The 13,619-nt window shown below is 55.2% G+C and carries 11 protein-coding genes; 4 read left to right on the forward strand and 7 right to left on the reverse strand.

Translation table 11 applies throughout. The annotated features are described in order from the left end of the window. Nucleotides 1-74: 74 nt before the first annotated feature. A complete protein-coding gene (locus DD597_RS15660; protein ID WP_003859571.1) occupies nt 75-986 on the reverse strand; it encodes a DUF808 domain-containing protein in 912 nt (303 codons plus the stop codon). 178 nt (nt 987-1,164) lie between these two features. Here DD597_RS15660 and yedA point away from each other — a divergent pair, with 178 nt between their 5' ends. After that, nucleotides 1,165-2,079, forward strand: coding sequence for a drug/metabolite exporter YedA (yedA, locus tag DD597_RS15665; RefSeq protein WP_023303927.1), 915 nt, complete (start codon nt 1,165-1,167; stop codon nt 2,077-2,079). On the opposite strand, the gene DD597_RS15670 is transcribed toward yedA, so the two are convergent. From DD597_RS15670 to DD597_RS15680, 3 genes are read right to left on the reverse strand one after another with little or no spacing between them, the layout of a single operon-like run. Beyond that, the gene (locus DD597_RS15670) at nt 2,051-2,542 is read right to left on the reverse strand and encodes a very short patch repair endonuclease (RefSeq protein WP_129256380.1); all 492 of its coding nucleotides are present in this window, start codon (nt 2,540-2,542) and stop codon (nt 2,051-2,053) included. The genes yedA and DD597_RS15670 overlap by 29 nt on opposite strands. After that, nucleotides 2,523-3,956 (reverse strand): DNA cytosine methyltransferase, encoded by a 1,434-nt coding sequence (locus tag DD597_RS15675; RefSeq protein WP_129256381.1) that lies wholly within the window; start codon nt 3,954-3,956, stop codon nt 2,523-2,525. Before DD597_RS15675 ends, DD597_RS15670 begins: the two co-directional genes overlap by 20 nt. 43 nt (nt 3,957-3,999) lie before the next feature. Continuing rightward, on the reverse strand, nt 4,000-4,701 hold the full coding sequence (locus DD597_RS15680; RefSeq protein WP_059294323.1) for a phosphohydrolase: 702 nt from the start codon (nt 4,699-4,701) through the stop codon (nt 4,000-4,002). 284 nt (nt 4,702-4,985) lie between these two features. Here DD597_RS15680 and ompC point away from each other — a divergent pair, with 284 nt between their 5' ends. Beyond that, nucleotides 4,986-6,152, forward strand: a complete 1,167-nt coding sequence (gene ompC, locus DD597_RS15685) for a porin OmpC (RefSeq protein WP_032659241.1) — start codon at nt 4,986-4,988, stop codon at nt 6,150-6,152. Nucleotides 6,153-6,206: 54 nt separating this feature from the next. On the opposite strand, the gene DD597_RS15690 is transcribed toward ompC, so the two are convergent. Continuing rightward, entirely contained in the window at nt 6,207-7,070 is an 864-nt protein-coding gene (locus DD597_RS15690; protein WP_003859560.1) for an N-acetylmuramic acid 6-phosphate etherase, read from the reverse strand. A gap of 153 nt (nt 7,071-7,223) precedes the next feature. Here DD597_RS15690 and DD597_RS15695 point away from each other — a divergent pair, with 153 nt between their 5' ends. Together DD597_RS15695 and dcuR are read left to right on the forward strand one after the other, a co-directional pair. After that, nucleotides 7,224-8,840, forward strand: a complete 1,617-nt coding sequence (locus tag DD597_RS15695; RefSeq protein WP_129256382.1) for a sensor histidine kinase — start codon at nt 7,224-7,226, stop codon at nt 8,838-8,840. Further along, nucleotides 8,837-9,556, forward strand: coding sequence for a two-component system response regulator DcuR (gene dcuR, locus DD597_RS15700; protein WP_003859556.1), 720 nt, complete (start codon nt 8,837-8,839; stop codon nt 9,554-9,556). Before DD597_RS15695 ends, dcuR begins: the two co-directional genes overlap by 4 nt. On the opposite strand, the gene DD597_RS15705 is transcribed toward dcuR, so the two are convergent. Both DD597_RS15705 and DD597_RS15710 read right to left on the reverse strand, forming a co-directional pair. Next, a complete protein-coding gene (locus DD597_RS15705; protein WP_129256383.1) occupies nt 9,537-10,499 on the reverse strand; it encodes an FAD:protein FMN transferase in 963 nt (320 codons plus the stop codon). The genes dcuR and DD597_RS15705 overlap by 20 nt on opposite strands. Before the next feature lie 58 nt (nt 10,500-10,557). Then, on the reverse strand, nt 10,558-13,338 hold the full coding sequence (locus DD597_RS15710) for a flavocytochrome c (protein ID WP_129256384.1): 2,781 nt from the start codon (nt 13,336-13,338) through the stop codon (nt 10,558-10,560). Nucleotides 13,339-13,619: the final 281 nt, after the last annotated feature.

Genomic DNA, 13,619 nt, shown 5'->3' on the forward strand with positions numbered 1-13,619 from the left:
TGCCTCCTGTATCAGGGTGAAACGTTTTCAATTTAGACGAGGAATAGTCTTTTTGCACCCGGGGTCAGCAATAATTAATGCGATTTCCCGCGTACTTTTTCAACCAGCTTAACAACGGCTACCACAATCAGACCGACGATAAAGCCCAGCACGAGGTTAAGCAGTGTGGGCAGGATCGCAGCGACTACCGCTCCCTGGCCTGACGCAAAATGTTCAATCATGTGATGCAGCGAAGCAACACCGTGCACGATAATTCCACCGCCGACCAGGAACATTGCCAGGGTTCCCACCACCGATAAGGTTTTCATCAGCCACGGCGCTACCACCAGCAGGCTTTTCCCGATGCCGCGCGCAATTGCGCTGGATTTTTTTTCCAGCCAGAAGCCGATATCGTCCAGCTTGACGATCAGCCCGACCAGACCATAAACCCCTATCGTCACGAGGATCGCAATGCCGGACAGGATCAGCACCTGGTTCATCAGAGGGGCCTCTGAGACGATCCCCAGCGTAATCGCCACAATTTCGGCCGAGAGGATGAAGTCAGTACGGATCGCGCCTTTGACCTTATCGCGCTCGAACGTTTTTGGATCCTGCGCGGCCAGCGCTTCCAGACGCTGCTGGCGCATTTCCGGGGTGTCTTTCTCTTTGCGTGCAGCGAACATATGCAACACTTTTTCGGCACCCTCGAAGCACAGGAACGCCCCGCCAATCATCAGCAGGGGCGTAATGGCCCAGGGTATAAAGGCGCTAATCAGCAACGCCAGCGGAACGAGGATCACCTTGTTAATAAAGGATCCTTTCGCTACGCCCCACACCACCGGCAACTCACGGTTCGCCCGCACGCCGCTGACCTGCTGCGCGTTCAACGACAAATCATCTCCCAGTACCCCGGCGGTTTTTTTCGCCGCCAGTTTTCCCATAACCGAAATGTCATCCAGCAAGGTGGCGATATCATCCAGCAATGTTAATAAGCTACTTCCTGCCAAAATCTCTATCCTTCTTTTTTTGCTAATTAAGTGAATAGTATGGAACAAAACTCACCGCCCGGAAACAGGCACCTCACGTCAACAAAAATTTCACATTAACTACACAATTAAAGCACTCGCCAGCCCGATAGTTTTGGCGTTAACTATGAGCGAACTTTTTATTTCGTCGTGAGGGACTATGCGTTTTCGGCATTTATTACCGCTCATTGGAGCACTCTTTTCTCTGTATATCATCTGGGGATCCACCTATTTTGTCATTCGTATAGGCGTGGAAAGCTGGCCCCCGCTGATGATGGCCGGTATTCGTTTCCTTACGGCCGGCGTGCTGCTGATGGCGTTTTTATTGCTGCGCGGCCACAGGCTACCGCCGCTGCGTCCCTTGCTTAACGCCGCCCTGATTGGCCTGCTGCTGCTGGCGGTGGGCAATGGCGCGGTAACCGTCGCCGAGCACCAGAACGTACCGTCGGGCATCGCCGCCGTGGTCGTCGCGACCGTGCCGCTGTTTACGCTCTGCTTTAGTCGTCTCTTCGGGATCCGCACCCGTAAGCTCGAATGGCTGGGCATCGCGATTGGGCTTGTGGGTATCATCCTGCTGAACAGCGGCGGTAACCTGAGCGGGAACCCCTGGGCTGCCGTTCTGATCATGATCGGCTCCATGAGCTGGGCCTTCGGCTCGGTCTACGGTTCCCGCATCGAGCTGCCTTCCGGGATGATGGCGGGTGCCATTGAGATGCTCGCGGCAGGCATTGTGCTGCTGATGGCCTCCGCGTTGACGGGTGAAAAACTGACGGCGATGCCAGACCTTTCAGGTTTCCTGGCCGTCGGGTATCTGGCGCTGTTTGGCTCCATTATCGCCATCAATGCCTATATGTACCTGATTCGCAACGTCTCACCGGCGGTTGCCACCAGCTACGCCTACGTTAACCCGGTGGTGGCCGTGCTGCTGGGTACCGGTTTTGCGGGCGAAGTGCTGTCGACGATTGAATGGCTGGCGCTGGGCGTGATTGTCTTTGCCGTGGTGCTGGTCACGCTGGGTAAATATTTGCTGCCCGCGAAACCGATTGTTACGAGGTGTGAGGTGGAGAAACCGTGATCGGGTGAATGCCCTGGGTATCGATCTGCGCGGCCTGACCGCCGCCGCAGATCCACTCTTCCAGCCGCTCCGTCAGTTCCACGTCATTCAGCTTCATTCTTCCGCGCAGCGCGCACTCCCAGACAATCAGCACCCGCCAGCCCTGAGCGTAAAGCTGCGAAACATCGCGTTTATCACGCTCGACGTTCCTGCCAATTTTGTCCAGCCAGAAGTCGGTGCGTGTCGCCGGGACTTTAAACAGATAGCAGTCATGATGATGCCAGAAACAGCCGTGGGTAAAGATGATGCACTGGTACGCGTCGATGACGAAATCAGGACGCCCGGCAAGCGTGGCATCCTGAACCCTGAATTCAAACCCGACGGCGGTCAGGAGGCCCGCGATCCGTTTTTCGATCGCGGTATCACGCGTGCCGATGGCACGCATGTTTTTACTGCGCGTGGCCTTATTGTGAACGTCCGTCATTGACGGCCTCACTCTGACGAAGCTTAACGGCCTTGCTGATACGTGAGGCCAGCAGTTTAGCTACGGCGGCAAAGGCAGGCACTACCACCGAGTTGCCAAACTGACGATAGGCCTGGGTGTCCGACACGGGGATGCGAAAACTGTAGCCCTGCGGCGTCTCAAAGCCCATTAAGCGAGCGCACTCGCGCGGCGTTAAGCGCCGCGGTCGGTGCTGTTGGTTTTGTGGATCGTCGAAATCTTTTTCGCCCAGCGCCTTATCCCAGCCCCGATCGATAAGAATTTCCGCGCCATCTTTGTAATAGCGCGCCGACAGCGTACGCGTCACGCTGTCAGGATTAAGCGGATTGACCATGCCAAACCCAAAGCCATTGCCTTTGGCCTGATGCTTTTTGGCATAGCGATAGAGGTATTTCCACAGCACCGGGGTCAGAATGAATTTCGCATCGACGGCGGGCTCCAGCAGATCGGCCACCGTCGGGCGGCGCGCCGGATACAGCGAAGGCAAATCACGCAGCGTAAAATCGCCTTTTAGATTGAGATCGCGGCGGAAGCCCACCAGCACGATGCGTTCGCGGTGCTGTGGCAGGAAGTGTTTGCCGTCGATAATTTTCGGATCGTCCGGCCCCATATCCTCTGCATCCGCCACGTCGTAACCCAGTTCATCCAGCGTTTGCATGATAATGCGGAAGGTTTTGCCGCCGTCATGACTCTTTAAATTCTTGACGTTCTCCAGCACAAAAATTGCCGGGCGGCGGGCATCAATAATCCGGGCAACGTCAAAAAACAGTGTGCCCTGCGTATCACAGGCAAAGCCGTGTGCGCGTCCCAGCGCGTTCTTTTTCGACACGCCAGCCAGCGAGAACGGCTGACACGGAAAGCCTGCCAGCAGCACATCGTGCGCCGGAATGGTATTGCGAATGTGTTCGGCGGCCTCTTCATCGCTGACGCCATTTTTGTGGCTCAGCGTGACATCACGAATATCCGCGTTGAACTGGTGCGCGTCGGGGTCGCAATACCAGTTGGCTTTATAGGTACGGACGGCATGTTTATTCCATTCACTGGTGAACACACACTGCCCGCCAATAGCTTCAAAGCCATGGCGAATGCCGCCGATACCGGCAAAGAGATCGATAAAGCGAAAGGCATAATTCGGATGCGCAGCAGGAGGACGCGGCAGCAGGTTGCGCAGATAACGGAACTCGCCGTCGCTCAGGCGGTGCCCTGCCCTGTCGCTTATCAGCAACCGCTTGAGTATCGCCGGGCTCCAGTGACTCTCGCCATGGGCCACCAGCTGGTTTGCCAGCGTTTTAGCATCATACATTTCCAGCAGCTGACGCAGGAGTGCCTGCACGGCTGCCGTTGATTTCTCAACCCGCTCAGGCGCGGGCACAGTCACTGATCGATTTTCCTGCATTCTCTTAACCGGACAATAAAGACAGAAAACAGAGTACCACAGTTCAGGATCGCACACTGCGACGGAAATGGGTCAATATCTGGCTGTCGGTTCCGAGGTAATCGCCCTGTAATTCGGCACTCAGCTTCGCCATAAACTGGATCAGAAAATCGGCATTGTGACGCGCAAGTTTGCGCCCCCGCGCGGTTTGCATAGTGTCCGGCAGGCGCAGGAGTTTGGTCTGAAAGTGGTCGAGCGCGAAGGCTTTATCATCCAGCGCTCGTGTTCCGGCGAACGGGTCGTCGGCATCAAACAGCGCGGCGCCCAGCGCACCGGAGACGGCAAAGACGCGCGCCAGGCCGATAGCGCCTAACGCCTCCAGCCGGTCGGCATCCTGCACAATTTTGGCCTCCAGGCTTTGCGGCGCGATACCGGCACTGAAGCTGTGCGCTTCAATAGCATGCACAACGGCTGCATAACGATCCGGCGGAAAATCAGGAAAGTCGCGACTGAGGATCTCGCGCGTTTTTCGCGCTGCCAGCCGCGAGGAGTGGCTACGTTCCGGGTGATTTTTCGGCAGGCTGACAATGTCATGGAAGTAGCATGCGGTCAACACAACCAGCGGATCGCTATTCTCGTCAGCCATAATACCCTGCGCCGTCATCCAGACGCGGCGAAAATGGGCGATATCGTGCGCCGCATCATCAGTAAAATGATTTTCGTCGAGCCAGCGCTCATAACGGTGCTGCCACTGCGCAAGTTCCATCATCCCATCCTGTTGCTCAAAAGAGAGTGAATTATAATACATCCGAATCAAAATCTTTAATAAATAGAATTACGAAATACTTAATACTAATTACCCGCTATATTTTCAATTAATTAATTCACATGAAAAATAAAGAGATAAAAAGAAATATCTTGTAATATTTTTACCGGTTTAATTACATTTATTTTTGAACCTAAATAATAATCCATAGAATAGTATCAGCCATGTAGTTACGGAGGGTAATTACATATATTCAGACAATTTATATTTAAAGGGAATATATAATGAAAAGAAAAGTTCTGGCAATTCTCGTACCCGCGTTATTAATGGCTGGCGCAGCAAATGCAGCGGAAATGTATAACAAAAACGGCAACAAAGTTGACCTGTACGGTAAGGTTGATGCGCGTCATACCTTCTCCGACAACCCAGGCGACGACGGCGATGAAACCTATGTACAGGTGGGTTTCAAAGGCGAAACGCAGATCACGAACGACCTGACAGGTTACGGCCAGTGGGAATATAAAACCTACGCTAACGATACCGAAGGCGCAGGCGACACCTCTTTTAACCGTCTGGCCTTTGCTGGCCTGAAATACGGCGAATATGGCTCATTCGATTATGGCCGCAATTACGGCGTCGTGTATGACGTTGAAGCCTGGACAGATATGCTGCCGGTATTTGGTGGCGACTCCTATACCTGGACCGACAACTATATGGTTGGCCGTACTAACGGTGTGGCGACCTACCGTAATAATGACTTCTTCGGTCTGGTCGACGGCCTGAACTTTGCGCTGCAATATCAGGGTGCTAACGAAGGTGCTAACGCAAACGAAAATCAGGAAGGCACCAAAAACGGTCATGATGATGTTCGTTTCCAGAACGGCGACGGCTTCGGTATGTCTACCACCTATGACTTCGATTTCGGCCTGACGCTGGGTGCGGCTTATTCTTCCTCTGACCGTACTAACGACCAGGTCGCTTACGGCGCTGGCACCTATAACCGCTTCAGCAAATATGCTGGCGGTGAACGTGCGGAAGCGTGGACAATCGGCGCTAAATACGATGCTAATGATGTCTATCTGGCCATGATGTATGCGGAAACCCGTAACATGACTCCGTACGGCAACGATGGCATCGCCAACAAAACCCAGAACTTTGAAGCCGTAGCACAGTACCAGTTTGACTTCGGTCTGCGTCCATCCCTGGCGTGGGTCTATTCTAAAGGCATCGATTTGGGTGGTAACGATTATCATCCAGGCAATGGTTATGACTATGTTGACCAGGATCTGGTTAACTATATCGACGTGGGCATGACCTACAGCTTCAACAAGAACTTCTCCACCTACGTTGATTATAAAATCAACCTGCTGGACGAAGATGATGCCTTCTACAATGACAACGGTATTGCTACCGATGACATCGTTGGCATCGGTATGATCTACCAGTTCTGATCCCCATAAATAGCAAAGCCCGCAACGCGGGCTTTTTTATTTGACGCTGAAATGTTATGGCGCTTCCTGCAAGGCCAGGCGAACAAACCCGTTATTCTGCGCCAGCAATTCATGCGCTTTCCAGGCATTCAGACCCGTCAGCACCATCAGTACCGCCGTTTTGCACTGGTGGTTACAGCTTTCCAGCGCGGCCTTCGCCTGCGCCCGGCTACATCCCCCCGCTTCCATCACAATGGCAATTTGTCGTTCGGCCCATCTGGTGTTGCTTGCCTCCAGATCAACGCGCAGGTTGCTGTACACCCGTCCTGTCCGTACCGCCAGACCGGTGGTGATCATATGCAGGATCATGCTTTGCGCAATGCCTGCTTTAGCGTTGGTATACCCGGCCACCACATCCGCGCCCAGATCGGGAGCAATGACCATACTCGCCAGCTGCGCCGCTTCACTTTGCGCATCCTCCGTAATGAGCGCAACCGTTGAGCCCAGAGACCACGCATGACGCATCGCGCCCCATACCCATGGGGTTTTGCCGCTGACGGACAGCGCCAGCATCATGTCATGCTCGCCAAATTCTATCGTCTGAAGGTCGGCAACGCCGCTCGCGTAGCTTCCGGCGTTATCGCCTGCTGTCATCGCAATGACGGGGTGTTTGCCCGGCGCAAACGCTTCTGCCGCCTGCTCAGCCACGCGTCCGGACGCGCCCGCGCCGGTCAGCACCAGACGTCCGCCGTGGCTAAGCGTCGCCGCCGCGTTATCCACCACGCGGGCCAGCATACTTAAGTGTGGGGTAAGTGCAGAAGAGATTTGCGCGTCATCCTGGTGTATGACGTTAAGCATATCCAGCGTCGATAATCTGTCGATGTTCATCGTGCTGGCGTGCCGTCTTTCCCTGGCCGTACCGGTAAGCATAATGCTCATAAACTGCCTCCTTATTATGAGTACCCACACACTATAAAGTGTTTTATATAGGTCACCTGAGAGGAGGCTCACGAAACGCCTCTCTTTACATGGCTTTATGAAACGCCCGTCATCAGCGATAATTAGCCCTTTCTTTTTCATCGCGGAGTGTTAATGAGCGATTTGCAGCCTTTCCCCCCGACGCGCAAGCGCCCTATGAAGCTGAATACGCTGGTTACGCTGATGGTGTGCGCGATTATCGGCTCGGTGCTGCTGGTGGTCTTCGCGCTCTACTCTGTGCAGATCACCCGCGCCACGCGCGATGACGTGAAAGATACCGCGCTGGGTATCGCCCGGACGCTGGCCGACAGCCCGGAGATCAAGCGTGGCCTGATGGAATCGCCGCAGGCTGGCATCATCCAGCCGATAGCCGAGGCGGTGACGAAGCGCAACGACCTGTTGTTTACCGTGGTCACCGACCTGCGTGGGATCCGCTATTCCCATCCAAACGAAGCGCTGTTAGGTTTGCATTTTATTGGCGACGATCTGACGCCCGCCCTGGAAGGGAAAGAGAATGTCTCCGTTAACCGCGGCGCGCTCGCGGAAGCGCTGCGCGTCTTTACCCCCGTGTATGACGACCAGCACGACCAGATCGGCGTGGTGGTGGTGGGCATTTCGCTGAATAAAGTTGAAGATCAGATTGCCCGCGGGCGGCTCAACGCCGTGTGGACCATCTTATTCAGCGTTCTGATGAGCTCAGTGGCGATCTGGGGTCTGGTCCGGGTTCTGAAACGTATCCTCTTTGGGCTGGAGCCTTACGAGATCTCAGCCCTCTTTGAGCAGCGCCAGGCCATGTTGCAGTCCCTGCGCGAAGGCGTGATGGCCGTGGATATGCACGGGCGCGTGACGATGATTAACCACACCGCCAGAGAGATTTTGCTCCTGAGCTCGGGTGAGCACTCCGAGAGCAGCGGCGAACCACTGCTGGCCAGCCTGCGGGAAGTGGCGAAAACCGGCATTGCTCGCCAGGATCAGGAGATCGGCTGTAACGGACGGCTACTGCTGTGCAACATGGTCCCCGTGAAAAGCCAGAATCAGGTGATCGGGGCAATCAGCACCTTCCGCGATAAGACCGAAATCAGCCAGTTAATGCAGCGTATCGATGGCATGGTCAACTATGTTGATGCCCTGCGCTCCCATACGCATGAGTTTATGAACAAGCTGCACGTGATCCTCGGCCTGCTGCACATGAAGCGCTACGATAAGCTGGAGGAGTACATCATCCAGACCGCGCAGAATTATCAGACGGATATCGGCGCGATACAGCGCAAAGTTAAATCGCCGGTCATTGCGGGTTTCCTGCTGGGTAAAATTAACCGCGCCAAAGAGGCCGGAGTGACCCTGACGCTGGCGGAGGAGAGTCAGCTTCCTGACACCGCCAATGAAGAGCAGGTTGCGGTGCTGATCACCGTGCTGGGCAATTTAATCGAAAATGCCCTTGATGCGCTGGAAGGCCAGCCGGAAGGCGAGATCGGCCTGCTGCTGCATTATCAGAACGGCTGGCTGAGCGGTGAGGTCAGCGATGACGGTCCCGGTATTGATCCCGAGCGGCTGGAGGCTATTTTTACAAAGGGCTACTCAACAAAAGGTGAAAACCGCGGCGTTGGGCTGTTCCTTGCGCGTCAGCAGATCCAGAATCTGGGCGGAGATATTACCGTCGAGTCTGAACCTGGCGTATTTACCCAATTTTTTGTTCAGATCCCCTGGGATAGCGAGAGGAATATCGCGTGATAAATGTGTTAATTGTCGATGATGACGCCATGGTAGCCGACCTCAACCGTCTGTATGTTAACCGCGTTGAGGGTTTTAGCTGCTGCGGCGTCGCTTCCACGCTCAACCAGGCCGAGGCGTTGATCGCCAACCCAGGCCAGCCGATCGATCTGGTGCTGCTGGATGTCTATATGCAGCAGGATAACGGGCTGGATCTGCTCCCCATCATTCGCGCGTCGGGTCGCCCGATTGACGTCATCATGATCTCGTCGGCCTCCGACGCCGCAACAATCCAGACGTCCATGCACTATGGCGTGGTGGATTACCTGATTAAACCGTTCCAGTTCCCGCGTTTTGAAGAGGCGCTGAACGGCTGGAAGGCAAAGCGCAGCCTGATGGGATCGCATCAGTATTATGAACAGGCCGACGTCGACAGGCTGATCCACGGCGGCGCGCCGGAGCTGGCTGACAGCAAAAAATTACCTAAAGGCCTAACGCCGCAGACGCTGCGCACCATTTGCCAGTGGATCGACAGCCATCCGGAGATAGAATTTTCCACCGACGATCTGGCGAATGCGGTCAACATTTCCCGCGTCTCCTGCCGCAAATACCTGATCTGGCTGGCGCAAATTAATATCCTGTTCACCAGCATTCATTACGGCGCTACCGGCCGACCGGTATATCGCTACCGTTTGCAGCCGGAACAGGTCGGACTGCTCAAGCAGTACTGCCAGTAATTCGGTAGCTGTCGTTCAGAAGGGTAAAACGGAAGTGGTGCATCGAGGAGATCACCACTTCTTTTGTTTTGGTGACAAAAATGGCTTCAATATCGGGGCGCGAACGCAGCGCGGCGCAGCCCTTTTCCACACCCATGCCGTAGATCAGCGTGGTCCAGATATCGCCGTCGAGAGAGTCTGGCGAAATAATCGTCACGCTGTCCAGTTCGTTATCCAGCGGGTAGCCAGTGCGCGGGTCAAGTATGTGGTGATAACGTTTGCCGTTCTGCTCGAAATAGCGCTCATAGGTGCCTGACGTCACCACCGACCGGTTCTCTACCGTCATAGCGCCAATCAGCGCGTCACCGGCGAACGGTTTTTTCAGGCCGACGCGCCAGCCGCCCTCCGGCGAACCTAACGTCTGGACGTTGCCGCCAAGGTTGATCAGCCCAAGTTCAACGCCCTCTTTATGCAGGTGATCCCGCACCCTGTCGGCGATATAGCCTTTAGCAATAGCACCCAGATCGATCTCCATTCCCTGGCGAGTAAGAAACACGCTGCTATTGGCTTCATCCAGCACCACGTCCGCAGGATCCGTGATGCCCAACAAGGCGGCGATCTCGTCCGCGGGCGGTACCGCGTCCCCCTTAAAGCCAATTTTCCAGCATTTCACCAGCGGGCCGATCGCCAGGTTAAAGGCGCTGTCTTTAAGCAGGCTTGCCGCTTTCGCGCAGCGGATCAGCTCAAACACCGGACGACTGACGGCAACCGGATGCTGACCAGCCGCATGGTTGATGTCCATTACCTGGGAGTGCGCACGGTTAACGGTGAGCAGATCCTCGTACTGTTTGATCAGGCGAAACACGCGGGAGGCAAGCGCTTCGTCATGGGAAAAGAGTTTCAGGAGTATGGGCGAGCCCATCAGAACGGCGGAGTAGCTGTAAACGCGATGGCTATCAGGCATTGCATGAGTCCTCAGGTGTAGCCCCGGCAGGCACCGCGCCGCCGGGGAAACAGGAGCCTTACCGTGTTTTCGAACGCATAGCCGCCTGATGTCCTGCAAGCGTACCAAAAATAATGATATCTGCCACCGCATTACCGCCGATGCGGTTACCGCCGTGGATGCCCCCGACCACCTCACCCGCAGCAAACGCTCCCTGCAATACGTTGTGGTTGCTGTCCAGCACGCAGGTATCGGTATTGATGGTCACGCCGCCCATGGTGTGGTGAACCCCTGGGGCAATCTGAATGGCGTAGAACGGCCCTTCGTTGATTGGCGCACGCAGCGCGGTGGTGCGGCCGAAATCATCATCGTGCTGTTTCTCCACAAAGCCGTTGTAGCGTTCCAGCGTTGCCAGGAACTGGTGGTGATCCATCCCCAGCGCTTCCGCCAGGGCTTTTGGCGAACTGGCGCTGGTAACAAACCCTTTCGCGATGTACTCATCCGCGGCTTTATTTTTGACGCGAACATGCTCGTCAAAGACGATGTAAGCGTATTTCTCCGGCAGCGCGATGATTGACGCCGAGACTTTATCGCGGGTCTCCATTTCGTTAAAGAATCGGTTGCCCTGCTGGTTTACCAGAATCGCCCCGCCGCCGCGGATGGATTCGGAAATCAGATACGACGTTTTCTGCTCAACGGTTGGGTGGATCTGAATTTCGCCCATATCCACTGTGCCCGCACCGATACGCTCCAGCAGCGCGATACCGCCCCCGGTCGCCCCTTTGTGGTTAGTGGTAACGAACCCTGCCAGATCCGGACGGTATTTCACCACCATCTCGCTGTTGGCGCTGAAGCCGCCCGTTGCGACAATCACGCTTTTGGTTGCCACGGTGAGGGTTTCGTTCTCTTCGGTGGTCAGACGCACGCCGGTCACTTCGCCGTTTTCGAAGATGATGTCGCTCACGGAGGTATCCAGCATCACCTCGATGTTGCGCTTGTTGACGTTACGCACCAGGCCGCTGATCAGATACCCGCCCACTGCGGAACCGTCTTTAGGACGGTGCGTACGGTCGATGCTCATCCCGCCGGTGGTGGTGATGTCGTTCAGCATAATGCCGCGCGTTGCCAGCCATTCGATGGCCTGCGGCGCGTTCTCGACAAAGCGACGCAGCAGTTCAGGGTTGTTCTTGTTGCCACCGCCTTTCAGGCTTTCCTGGTAGAACAGCTCTTTGCTGTCCTGAATACCTTTCACGCGCTGGAAGCGGGTCTCCGCCGCGTTCATCCCGGCCGAGGCTTTAATGGTGTTCCCGCCGATGGTTGGCATTTTCTCGACGATCAGCACGCTCGCGCCTTCGTCATGCGCCTGAATCGCCGCCGCAAGACCGGCGCCGCCGCTGCCGACCACTACAACATCCACGCTTTTAGTCTCATTCGGGTCAGCGCCCTCTTCCGCTGCCAGCGCTTTGCTGGATTTCAGCATCGCCTTCGAGACCGCTTTTTTCACCGCCTCGCTTTGGCTGGTCGCGCCGGTGATAGCATCCACGTGCGGAGTGTTGGCATCAAGAATACGGGAGCGGATCTCTTCGAAGCTGGTGACAAACTCGACGTCTTCACTCGGGCCGGAGGCCAGTTCGATATCGGCAATACGATCGGTTTCGAGGCTGACGTTAATCACCAGTTCGTTAGCATCGTCCTGCACTTTTTCAATAAAGGTGCCCGGTTTGAATTTAGATTCGCCCATGCTCATGTCGCGGATCATCGCTTCCACCAGCGAGAAGCGCCACAGCGGTTCCGGGATGTTCAGTTCTTCGCGTCGGGTACTGTCCATAAACAGCTCCAGGCTTTCGCCCGCCGCGATGCGATCGGTCCAGTCCGGATAGGCGATGGTGGCACGACCAACGGCAATCAGGTCGTAACCGTGATCCAGCGCTTCATTCACATCCGTGGCATTCACCACGCCGCCAACGCCCATCACCGGTACCTGAGCTAGCGTGTCTGAGCGCATGGCGCAGTATTTTTCGATAAGTGGCGTCGGGTCCTGAGTATCGACGATAGAAGGACGCAGGGCGTCGCCAAGGGAAAAGTGGAGATAATCCACCCCGCGCGCGGCCAGTTTTTCCAGCAGATACAGGGTATCTTCGAAGCGAATGCCCGGGACTTCCAGCTCTTCCGGAGAGAAACGGTAGCCAATGATAAACGCGTCGTCCGCGTACTGGCGCACCATCTTGTGGGTAATGTCCAGCACCGCCAGCGGGAATTTCGCGCGGTTTTCGCGGCTGCCGCCCCACTCGTCGTCGCGCTGGTTGGAGTTCGGGGAGAAGAACTGCTGGATCAGATAGGTATTCGCCCCGTGGATTTCGACGCCGTCGAACCCGGCCTGAATTGCGCGGCGCACGGCTTCGCCAAACTTGCCGATCATGCCTTCCACCTCTTCCGCGGTCAGGGCAACCGGCGTGGCGGCACCGTCACGCGGCGCGGCAACGGCGCTTGGGCCAACCGGCGTGCGACCGCCGATCAGTTTTGGGTCGACCATACGGCCGCCGTGGTAGATTTGCAGCAGGGCTTTGGAGCCTTTTGACTTGATGACGTCAGCGATTTTTGCCAGCCCGGCGATTTTCTCGTCGTTATCAATGCCAATTGCGCCCGGGAACGCCAGGCCGAGATCGTCAACAAAACAGCACTCAACGATGATGGTGCCGATGCTGCCCGCGCGGGCGCGGTAGTACTCCACCAGCTCGCTGGTCACGGTGCCATCGTAATAACCGGTACAGGTTGTCATCGGGGCCATTAACAAACGGTTTTTCAGTTCAGTACCATTCGGTAATGTGAAGGGGCTTAAAATACGTTCGTTAGTGCTCATAATAGAAACTCCAAACTTTAAAAATTAAGAATTCGTTATCGGGATGATTTTTTTATTTCGTGTCTTTTGCCGATGTCATGATAGTAATATAAAGCTTTTTTTAGTTTCTAAAGCCATTACGTTAGTTAATAAACTATTTAATCCCTTCGATAACATTAATAACACATTGGTGTTAGCGGGAATGTTTCACTCGTTCACAATAATTTAAAAAAAGTTAAATCACAAAAGGTCAAACCAATACACCACAACTATCAAAAAACCAAATAAAACAACAACAAGCA

The organism is Enterobacter cloacae complex sp. 677-3DZ2D5B (assembly GCF_004136695.1).
Taxonomy (GTDB): Bacteria; Pseudomonadota; Gammaproteobacteria; order Enterobacterales; family Enterobacteriaceae; genus Enterobacter; species Enterobacter hormaechei_C.